This window comes from Okeania sp. SIO2F4, assembly GCF_010672385.1.
Taxonomy (GTDB): Bacteria; Cyanobacteriota; Cyanobacteriia; order Cyanobacteriales; family Microcoleaceae; genus Trichodesmium.
The window spans coordinates 1-10,842 of record NZ_JAAHGT010000265.1 but is presented as its reverse complement, the minus strand read 5'-3'; the positions used below and the strand labels follow the sequence as shown (position 1 = coordinate 10,842).

At 36.9% G+C, this 10,842-nt stretch carries 9 protein-coding genes; 3 read left to right on the top strand and 6 right to left on the bottom strand.

Features of this window, described 5'->3' with window-relative positions; translation table 11 throughout:
* Positions 1-218, top strand: a 218-nt coding sequence (locus F6K22_RS17725) for a hypothetical protein (protein ID WP_293100457.1), incomplete at its 5' end; no start/stop codon positions are given.
* A gap of 297 nt (positions 219-515) precedes the next feature.
* Here F6K22_RS17725 and ggt read toward each other — a convergent pair.
* Positions 516-2,288, bottom strand: coding sequence for a gamma-glutamyltransferase (gene ggt, locus F6K22_RS17720; RefSeq protein ID WP_293100455.1), 1,773 nt, complete (start codon positions 2,286-2,288; stop codon positions 516-518).
* Between the two features lie 1,499 nt (positions 2,289-3,787).
* On the opposite strand from ggt, the gene F6K22_RS17715 reads away from it, so the two are divergent.
* Positions 3,788-4,558, top strand: a complete 771-nt coding sequence (locus F6K22_RS17715) for a DUF1350 family protein (protein ID WP_293100452.1) — start codon at positions 3,788-3,790, stop codon at positions 4,556-4,558.
* A 23-nt stretch (positions 4,559-4,581) separates the two neighbouring features.
* Here F6K22_RS17715 and F6K22_RS17710 read toward each other — a convergent pair whose 3' ends face one another.
* The 3 genes from F6K22_RS17710 to F6K22_RS17700 all read right to left on the bottom strand — a co-directional run bounded on the left by F6K22_RS17710 (position 4,582) and on the right by F6K22_RS17700 (position 5,903).
* Positions 4,582-4,965, bottom strand: coding sequence for an ATP-binding protein (locus F6K22_RS17710; protein WP_363273803.1), 384 nt, complete (start codon positions 4,963-4,965; stop codon positions 4,582-4,584).
* Between the two features lie 224 nt (positions 4,966-5,189).
* The gene (locus tag F6K22_RS17705; protein ID WP_293100449.1) at positions 5,190-5,681 is read right to left on the bottom strand and encodes an ATP-binding protein; all 492 of its coding nucleotides are present in this window, start codon (positions 5,679-5,681) and stop codon (positions 5,190-5,192) included.
* Positions 5,682-5,732: 51 nt separating this feature from the next.
* A complete protein-coding gene (locus F6K22_RS17700) occupies positions 5,733-5,903 on the bottom strand; it encodes a hypothetical protein (protein ID WP_293100447.1) in 171 nt (56 codons plus the stop codon).
* Between the two features lie 214 nt (positions 5,904-6,117).
* Here F6K22_RS17700 and F6K22_RS17695 point away from each other — a divergent pair, with 214 nt between their 5' ends.
* Positions 6,118-7,251: a PP2C family protein-serine/threonine phosphatase gene (locus F6K22_RS17695; RefSeq protein WP_293100460.1), complete on the top strand. Its 1,134-nt coding sequence runs from the start codon at positions 6,118-6,120 to the stop codon at positions 7,249-7,251.
* A 1,229-nt stretch (positions 7,252-8,480) separates the two neighbouring features.
* Here the strand turns inward: F6K22_RS17695 and F6K22_RS17690 are convergent.
* On the bottom strand, positions 8,481-8,834 hold the full coding sequence (locus F6K22_RS17690; protein WP_293100444.1) for an STAS domain-containing protein: 354 nt from the start codon (positions 8,832-8,834) through the stop codon (positions 8,481-8,483).
* Between the two features lie 153 nt (positions 8,835-8,987).
* Positions 8,988-9,581, bottom strand: coding sequence for a nucleotide exchange factor GrpE (gene grpE, locus F6K22_RS17685; protein WP_293100441.1), 594 nt, complete (start codon positions 9,579-9,581; stop codon positions 8,988-8,990).
* Positions 9,582-10,842: the final 1,261 nt, after the last annotated feature.

Sequence of the window (10,842 nt, the reverse complement as noted above, 5' to 3'; positions counted from 1 at the left end):
TTTCTTCTATTGCTCTATACGCAATAGAAGAAAAAAAATTCCATCATCCATCTCCGGGAGCTTCAGCAAATGAAATGACTATTGCGTATAGAGCAATAGAAGAAAAAAAATTCCATCATCCATCTCCGGGAGCTTCAGCAAATGAAATGACTATTGCGTATAGAGCAATAGAAGAAAAAAAATTCCATCATCCATTATTTTCATTTTCTGAGAGCTAATGAAAAAAAAATCGCCACGCCAAAGGATTTTCGGTTGCATCCTCACAAAAAGTATGATTTTGTAAAAAGTAGTGGAAGTTATTCGGCTATGTACATGATTTTTTATTCAACCAAGAAAGTATTGTTTTTAAGCGATAGAACTCCGTTCCGCTTCGCGATCTGAAAGGCGGAGCCTAGCGGCAACTGTATCGCAAACGATATAGAAAAGAAAATTAACCTCAAAGATATCAAATGGGTTCTATATATTTTTTTTCATATATCCCACACTCCCCACACTTCCCACACCTCCCACACTCCCTATTCCCCACTCCCCATTGCCTCCCCTTCCCCACGAGGATCTGCTGCTGCTTCCAACATCCCACTCTCATCCACCACAACTACATTTGCATTACCCCAACCATCTCGCATTACCACATTATGTCCGCGCTGTTTCAACTCATTCACAGTCTCCTCACTAAACCCCGCTGTTTCCAACCTCAACTTATCTGGCAACCATTGATGATGAAAACGTGGAGCAGATACAGCTTCCGCAGCATTCATTTGATACTCCAACACATTCAAGACAACCTGCAAAACCGTCGTAATAATTGTACTTCCCCCAGGAGAACCAGTCGCCATAATTAACCGACCATTCTCTGTAACAATAGTAGGAGTCATACTAGACAAAGGAGTTTTTCTCGGAGCTATAGCATTTGCCTCACCCCCCACCAAACCATACAAATTTGGCACCCCAGGAGCAGCAGCAAAATCATCCATCTCATTATTTAACAATATTCCTGTACCAGCAGCTACCACTCCAGCACCAAAACTACCATTAATTGTATACGTCATACTAATAACATTCCGCTCTGCATCCACTACAGTCAAATGAGTAGTATCCGGAGACTCCCAAATATGACTCCTCAAAACTTCTGGTGATGCTGGTTCTACTTCACTCGAACGTCTGACTTGCTCAAGATTAATTTCCTCACGTCGTCGTCGAGCATAACTTAAGCTAGTCAACTCCTTAACTGGCACCTCCACAAAATCTGGGTCTCCTAAATACTTAGACCGATCGGTATAAGCAACCCGCATTGCTTCAGTCAGTAAATGAATCGTATCAGGATTTTCCCGACCCCACTGTTGCAAATTGGTCTCTCCCACAATATTTAACATTTGCAGTAGATGTACCCCTCCAGAAGATGGTGGCGGCATCGCACAAACTTTAGCTTCCCGAAAATTACCACAAATAGGTTCACGCCATATTGGTGTATAATCTTTCAAATCTTCTAAAGTAATTAGACCTCCCGCTTTAGCCATATCAGTAGCGATCGCCTCAGCAATTTTACCCGTATAAAAGCTTTGAGGATTTTCAGCAATGCTTTCTAAAGTTTGAGCTTTATCCCTTTGAATCAACAGATCGCCCGGTTGATATGCTTGGCCATTCTTAGTAAATATATCCCTAGCTGCTGGATTTTTATTAATTACCTCCAACCGTCTTTCTAACCTATTAACAAAGCGATCGCTCACCTCAAACCCATCACGAGCATAACGAATAGCTGGTTGTACCAATTCTGACCAGGGTAACTTGCCATAGTATTTGTGAACAGTATACAATCCTGCCACAGTTCCCGGCACCCCCACTGCTAAATGTCCATCTAAACTTGCTCTTTTCTCTACTTCTCCGTGTTCATTAAGGTACATATTTCGAGTTGCTGCTTTAGGCGCTCTTTCCCGAAAATCTAGCGCCTGAATTTTATACTGCTGAGTCTCAGAATTTTCTGGAGGAGTTCCCAATAACAAAAAACCTCCCCCTCCAATACCCGCCGAAAATGGCTCTACCACTGAAATTGCAAAAGCCGTAGCAACCGCTGCATCTACTGCATTGCCCCCTCCCTCTAGCATTAACTTTCCTGCTTCACTAGCTAGAGGATGAGCTGAAACTACCATACCTTCTTTGCTCCGTTTTAATTCTGCTAAAGGTAGAGATTTTGGAGAGTTGGGGGTACAGCCAAATAGTGATATGGAAAAAGCTACACAACTAAATATTAGTATTTGGGTTTTAGTCTTAGGAAATCGAATCTGAGGCATTTAACAACTACTGGAATTAACTGTGATTATTCTTACTTCCGATACTATTTTGCTAACAAATGTTAACAATGCACAGCAAGATCGTCTGCTGAGGGGGTATCTCCCAAAGTCTACAAGAAAACCTGTAGACACTTTTTAAACAGTTACATCGTCTTGGTTATCGACTAAACAGAAGTTTTAATTACTTGACCATGCTAGCGGTAACTTATCAGGATAGCGGTTACATAGTGGCTTGGCGCAAGCACCACAAACTACTCTTTCTATATAGATTAGAGCACAATCTATGCAACTAATCGGTATAACTAAATAAATGTATATGAATTTATGTTAATAAATATTAATAAATCAACAATGGGTTGTGCCTAGCGCAAAGTGTGGGATTCGTCAAGCATGGCTGGCCAATATAATCTAAAAGCACTGATATATATGAGTTTTAGCATTTTTGGAGCGAAAAAAGTGCAAATTTTTCAGCTTGAGTGACCAAAAAGTTAGGACGAAAGGTAGACAAGCACAAAAAGATAGAGTTCAACAATTAATAATTATTAATTAATAATTACCTCTTCTTATAACGGATAGGATTGACATTCAAGGATTTTTTTTCTTCTCTTGGTTGATTGGGGTCCAGCGTTTGCGCTTCGCAAAGCTTCACTTTACATGTTGCGGAGCAAAACGCGTAGCGTCCCGGAGGGAACGGAGACCTCCCCATCCCATCCTAGGTCATGCTCCGCAAACAACCGCTCTCTTGGTCGATGGTCGGCAAGCGAGGAGACCTCGCCATCCCATCCTAGGTCATGCTCCGCAAACGACCGCTGTCTTGGTCGATTGGATATGCCGAGGAGACCTCGGCATCCCTCGACCGCTTTTTTCTCCATGAATGGAGAGGCTTTATACCTTAAGAGTTCGGTAATGGATAGTCCAGTAGAGGAGGGGCGAATGGCCATTCGTCCCTACAGGAGTCGTATGGGAATAGCTTAAATACCATTTTTTTAGTAGGGACGTCTCCTGTAAAGTCTTTTAATCAGACTTATTTATTCGTAACATTCTTTTCTTACTGTTGATATCATAGACACCTAGCAGGTCAATCAAGTAATTTAATGTGTCAAACTCTACAAATTTGACTTAAAATTTTATTAAGGATTTTTTTTAAATTCTGTCTGCCTCGGGGCACTTGGTGGACTTAAAACAAAAATGTCTGTGGAGATGGTCTAGCAGGGATTAATACTTAGTATTAATCTAGGCAAAAATCAGTAGAAGCAGAAAACCTGAATCGTGAGGTTTAGGAATTCCGGTCTATCGCGAATGCTTGGGGTCGGAAAAATGTCAATTAATGACTATTGCAATTTTATTAAAAGTTGAAACAGGAGTCAGGGAATAAAAAACATTAGACAGCTAGGAGCTGGATAACCCTAGGTTTGGCTAAGTTTTTGGCAACTTAAAACTTCAGGAAAAATTCTGAGTACTGAGTTCTTGACTCCTAAATTCTTTTATAGTTTTCAATTATGGAATGGCAAGAAAATTCTGGTAATTGGGTATTAATACCTTCTCAGCCCAAAGCAGTCATACATTTTTTGGGTGGAGCATTTGTCGCAACTGCACCCCATGTCACTTATCGCTGGTTATTGGAGATTCTAGCCAATCAAGGCTATGCAGTAATAGCTACTCCTTTTGTCAATACTTTAGATCATTTAGCAATGGCTAAAAATGTTCTCAGCAGTTTTGAGAATTGTCTTAATCATTTATATGCTAGTAGAATACTCAGGAAAAAATCTTTACCTATATATGGAATTGGCCATAGTATGGGATGTAAGTTACATTTACTTATAGGTAGTTTATTTTCCGTAAAAAGGGCTGGCAATATTCTCATATCTTTCAATAATTTTGCAGCTCGTGATGCCATCCCCCTGGTCGAACAAATATCTTCTGTAGTGAAAGTAGAGTTTACTCCGTCCCCAAAAATCACAAACAGCTTAATTCAAAAACGTTATCGAATTCGGCGCAATTTATTGATTAAATTTAATGATGATAATATAGATCAAACTCTTCGTTTGAGCGATATATTACGACTACGTTTTCCCAGTATGGTAACAGTTCATAGATTAAAAGGAAACCACTTGACACCTTTGGGTCAAGACTTAAGTTGGTCTGTAGGACAAGTATATACCCCTGTAGATGCCATTGGTCAATGGCTGAAACAAGAAGTTTATCGGGACTTAAATCAACTTAAACGTGAAATTCTACTTTGGCTCAATCCCCTAGCACCAATATCATAGCTTCATCCTGATAAATTCCAGATTTAGGAGTCATCATCAGAAGAATCATTCTCTTCTGGCGAATATGGCCAATATTGTTTGACAATTAACAAACAGTTACGATTATCAGATGTACGGGTATAACTAATATCGTCTGCTATGGCATACATTAATTTTATACCCCGTCCACCACCAACAAAGATATCTGTTTGATTGGGTTGGTCTTTTAGCCATTCTAGCAAGTCAAAAGGCTGACCATAATCCCAAATGCTGATTTCCATTTTGTCAGCATATATTTTAACTTCAATGTCTATAGGTGTTTCTGTAGATAAATATTTATGGGCATGGCGAGTTGCATTAGTAAAAGCTTCAGCTAAAGCTAGCTCACACTGTAACCAAACTTTTTTTGGAATTGGTGCTTGGTGCAACTGCTCAAACCATGATCAAACTTTATCGTTTTCTCCGAGGTCTGAACAAACTTGTAAATCGGCTTGATGAAACTTTGGTAATTTATTAGAATCTTTGACTTTAGTCACACTTCGCTTCTTAAGTAATTACATAATATGATTTTAGAGTATCTGTTGATTACAAGTATAAAAATTTCAAAAGCCAAACTTTGAGATGTAATATGATAGCTTCACACTGACAAAATTCAGATTTTCTCAAAATCTGAATTACCATTTTGAACTTGAGGATATAACCAATAATTTTTGGTAATTAACAAACAGTTACGATGATCAGATGTACGGGTATAACTAATATGGTCTGCTATTGCATACATTAGTTTTATACCCCGTCCACCAGGAGCAAACATATCTGCATCTGGTTGTACTTTTAACCATTCTGTCAACTCAAAAGGCTGACCACAATCCCAAATTCTAATTTCCAGGTAGTCAGTATACATTGTAACTTCAATATCTATAGGTGTTTCTCTGGGCAAATATTTATGAGCATGGCGAGTTGCATTAGTAAAACCTTCAGCCAAAGCCAACTCACACTGTAACCAAACTGTTTTTGGAATTGGTGCTTGATGCAATTGCTCAAACCATGACAAAACTTTGTCATTTTCTCCTAGGTCTGAATGAACTTGCAAATAAGCTTTGCGAAACTTTGGTAATTGCTCGGAACCTTTCACGTTAGTCACACTTCGCTTCTTAAATAATTGGATAATATTTCAGGTATATTTTAAGTTATATTATGGAGTATCCGTATAAAATCCATGTAAATAATTAACATTACCTAAAAGCTTGGTTTCTATAGAATCAGGTAATAATAGGTATCTAAATGCAGACTGTAATGGGGCAATATAATCAGCAAAGTAAGCAGCAAAGCTAGGTTGAGACTTAAGCCGACTGCGTATGGGCATTTTGACTTGTCCCCAGATAATATTTCTTTGGTCAGTTCATAAGAGCTGTCCCAACATGGATTTATCCCTTTGTTTAGTAGGAGTTCGGTCACCAAAACCCTACAATAATTAATCCCCGTGACTTTAGTCTGGGGAGTAGTCAAAAACTCCTAATGGTCTACTCACTTTTATGTCGGCTTTGGCCGAAACGGTGAATTGTTTAACTAAGTCCATGATATATAAAGTTTTGGTTATTGATGATGATACTGCCATTCAGGAATTGCTCAAAAGAGTTCTGCGGAATCAGGGTTATGAGGTAACAGTAGCAAGTAATGGTGAAGAAGGTTTTGAGGTGGCCAAACTCGTGCAACCTGCTTTGATTATCTGTGACTGGATCATGCCACGACTCACTGGAATAGAAGTATGTCGTAGGGTTAAAGCTAGTTCTGATTTGTCCACAACTTTCTTCATTTTACTAACTTCTTTAGGAACGGTTCAAGATCGAGTCCAAGGTCTTGATGCTGGTGCTGATGACTTTATTTCTAAACCCATAGAAATGAATGAACTGGAGGCTAGGGTCAGAGCTGGACTGCGACTACATCAGCTTTCTCAAGATTTGCAGACTCAAAAGCAACTACTAGAAGCAGAATTAGCTGAAGCTGCTGACTATGTGTGTTCTCTCCTACCAGAGTCTTTAACAAAACCAGTAACAGTTGAATCCCAGTTTATTCCTTCTCGCAAGTTAGGGGGAGACTGCTTTGATTATTATTGGTTGGATGAAAATTACTTAGCTGTATATTTATTGGATGTTGCAGGTCATGGTTTACGAGCTGCACTTCCTTCTGTTTCGGTTTTGAATTTGTTGAGGTCAAAGGCCATACCTAACATCAATTACCATCAACCTAGTGATGTACTTAAAGCCCTCAATAATACTTACCAGATGACCTATCAAAATGACAAATATTTTACCATTTGGTATGGTGTGTATAATCGCTCTCAAGGTCAACTGGTTTATTCAAGTGCTGGTCATCCCCCAGCTATTTTAATTTCGGGTGATGGTCAGCTCGCTCAGGCCAATAAATTGAAAACTCCTGGAATGCCCATTGGTATGTTTCCAGAGGCTACTTATACAGATGATTCTTGTTTGGTTGAAAAGTCTAGCTCTCTTTATATATTTAGTGATGGTGTTTATGAAATACCTCAACCTGGAGGTGATATTTGGGGTATAGATAACTTTATTAATCTAATTTTAGAATACAATCAACATGGTTTTTGTCATCTAGATAAGATATTGGACTATGTGAGAGAGTTGAATGGTAGTAATGTCTTTAGTGATGATTTTTCTTTACTAAAAGTTGTTTTTGGTTAGGCTGTTTATGTCTCATCAAGTTATTTAAGGATTGAGATTAAATAAAATATACAATTAAAAAAGGAACGTTTAAATAGATTAAGCATCACTCTGTCTAAATTCTAATTCTATAAGTAATCAAACTATCATTCCTAAGTTTAATGCTTGTTTCCAGAATTATTGTTGAGCAGGATATATCTGGCAGCTGATTCAGACTAAATTAACTACTACTAAGTCTTGATTTTTGCTTCTATTCTACAAAAAAACTCATTTTCAGAACAATTTGAGTTAAGTAATATGAGAGTTATTTGACTATGATTCTCATTTTTATTCTATTTTATTTAACTCACATTCCGTACTTCAATTTGTAACATTACAAGTAGTAGAAAAATCCGTAACTTGGTAGGTATTTATACTATATAGCTCCTACATTTGACCTTTCTGTGCAGTCAGATTCTCAGGAAAATATTAAGTATAAATACTCAATTACTTACTCCTATTGACCACTATAATTGTCTCCTGTCTCCTGTCTCCTGTCTCCTGTCTCCTGTCTCCTGTCTCCTGTTTTTTTTATACTACAAATTGTAGTGCTACATGTAGGTTTTAAGAGCTATGGGTAATTTTTATTTTCCTCTAGCTAATATCATTTCTCTTTAAATACTTACAAATAAAGATTTTAGGAAACAGGGAATAAGGAACAAAGGCAAATTTAGGATATTTTCTATCTCAAGAGAAATACATTTTTTTATGGCTAATTAATGAAACTTGAGACCATGGTAATTTGGAGTTGGTATCTTCATCCTAACTAATTCCGAAATTTGATTTATACTATATCCCAAGTTAAATGCTAAACACTTTAATCTGATTAGGCTAGGTTTAACTCTTGAGTTGACTTGCCTCAAAATGATTACTTAACTTAGATGGTTTTAATCTTCATGGCACTTACAAATCAAACATAGAAATTATTCAAGCTAAAGTATCTTAGAATTCAGATAAGTAGAAGCTTCATTACAACGTTTTGATTGGATTTTTTTTTCCAGACATCAATTTAGATATAGATAGTTAATCTCATCTCAAATCAAAAATTTATTCCTACTCAATTTTTTTTTAGATGTACGCTTTTTCATGGATGCACCCCTTTTTACCCATAAATATTTTAGATTTTGTTTTAATTATTAAGGGATTTATACAGGAAGATTGAATCTACTACTTACATACTTTCTAAAATCTAAGATACTTATTTACAACTTTTATGATTGGCTTTGAGGCTGAAGATTGGTATTAGATTCAATAAGATTTTTTTCAAACTCTTCTCGGCTAGGAAATATGTCAAAAACTCTGTCCATACTTGTTAGTTCAAACAGAATTCTAATTTGCTCATTAATAGAACATACAACTAACTGAGAGCCAGCAGCACGAACAGTTTTAAGTGCTAAAACTAAAGCACCTAAACCAGAGCTGTCCATAAAAGTTACTTCTTTAAAATCTATCAATACAATATCAGCTCCAGCATCAACTTGTTCACTAATTTCTTGGCGAAATGAAGTAGCTTTAGTACCGTCTAAAATACCAGAGGGTTGAATATATTTAACAACAGTGGTCATATTTTCTAGCAGCTATAATTCTCAGCATTAGGAAACCTAGGCTAGTATAGCTTATTACTGAGATTAAGTCCAAGTATGTCCAAATCAATTCCTAAGTTTAAAGAACAGACAAGTCAAAGGCAATTATTACATTAAGCTTCTCTGCTCTTTGATTTAAGTTTTGCGACTAACTTTGGCACGGAATAGCAGTTTATCCCCTTGCTTGTAGCCAGTATAACGAACTTTTACCATTTCTCCTTTCTGCGCAGACCCCTCCATCAGTTGATGCAACTGGGGGTCAAAAGGAACTTCTGCTCCAACATTAGCGATAGATTCGACATTCCACTGTTCCATCAGTTTTTCTACTGGACGTAACAAAGGCAATATTTTTACTGCCCCTAGACGAGGGTTTTGTTTTGCTTTCTCTACAACAGTAGGCCATTGCTGTAGCCAAGATTCTAAAATTTGTAAACTAGAATGCTGAAACTCTTGCATTAACAATTGTTTTTGTTGCTCTAATTCTTTCTGGAGATTGTTATATTCTTGTTCTACTGTTGAGGTGGAAATTTCTGGTAATTTTTTGATAAATTCAGGTACAAAATTAGTTAATAGTTCTGTTAAAGTTATTCCTAATGCTTGACTAATTTTGAGTAAAACATCTACTCGCATTTGTGATGCTAGGCCACGTTGCAACCGCATAAGCTGTAGTTCAGAAACTCTAGCTTTTTGACTTAATTCCCTATAGCTGGAAATATTTGCGTTTTGCATTAGGTTTTGTAACTGGGGGGTATAGTTTCTTGTAAAATAGTGATTCATTTCGCCAGATACTAAAGGAAAAGAGCAAACTTTTTTTCTAGTCTAGAATATACCATAATTGCTAACTCTTGGTAGTATAAAGTTATTAAACAATTCCATTTTTAATGTAAGCATTCAGCAGTCAGCTAGCCTCTTTCAGAGGAGCTTCGCTAACAGCTATCAGCTTGATTACCTTGAAAGGAGAAAAAAGTAATTTGATCAAAGCTTCAGAGTACGAATCTCTGGTTGAGAATGTAGTAGAAATTAAATGAATGCTTGCTTGATTCATTAGATATCTCCAATCAGAAAAAATCCCATTAATTATCTCACAGCAATTATCAATTCTTTCCCTCTACTCCCTACCCCTACTCCCTCTTTTCTGGAGATGTCTATTCAAAAGCTGATAGCTGACCGCGAGCTAGCTGAATGCTTACTTTTTAATTGACTCAAGACAATTTGATAATTTTTTTCGATTTATGTTTGCCTGATGTTAGCTTGACTTTTGTCTGCTTAATTCCATGACAGACTATTTGTTTGAGGTGATTTTTATGAATTAAGAAGTTGGATAGAATATGAGTTTTGACAATGCCAGCAAGAATTGGGTGGAATATATTACCAATTGACTCATTTCTAGGATACAGCAAATTGCAGATTAATTTGCTACAGCTTAATCCTCATTTCTATGGCTTATTGCCTTTTTTATCTGTTGTCTAAAACTCTAAAGATTTCTACCTCATCAAGTTGCAAACTGATGTAGATAAAGGTGATGTTCAACAATTAACAATTAATGTAAGCATTCAGCCATCAGCTATCAGCTATCAGCTTTAGCAATAGTAAATGATTTGTGAAAAAAAATGTAGGATTTTAGTCTCCAAATCTCATTTTTACTAATGTTAAGCATTCACTGTTCAGCTATCAGCTTCATTACCTTTTTTAAAGTAAGAATGTGAGATGTAGAACTATGTCGTTTGCTTGCTTCATTCATTAAAAAGCTGAGATATGACTGCTGGCCGCTAATAGCTGAATGCTTACCAATTAATAATTACCTCTTCTTAAAAATAAGAGTATTGATGAAAAGGAAATTTTTTTCTTCTCTTGTGTCGATTGGCTCACGGGGTGACAAGCTAGTTGAAAGCTATATATAGAGACGAATTTGCGTTCGGGAACTGAAGAATACTTCAACTAAAATCAAACTCTTATTGAGAATGAATGAGGTGTAGTGCGTTAGAAGAGC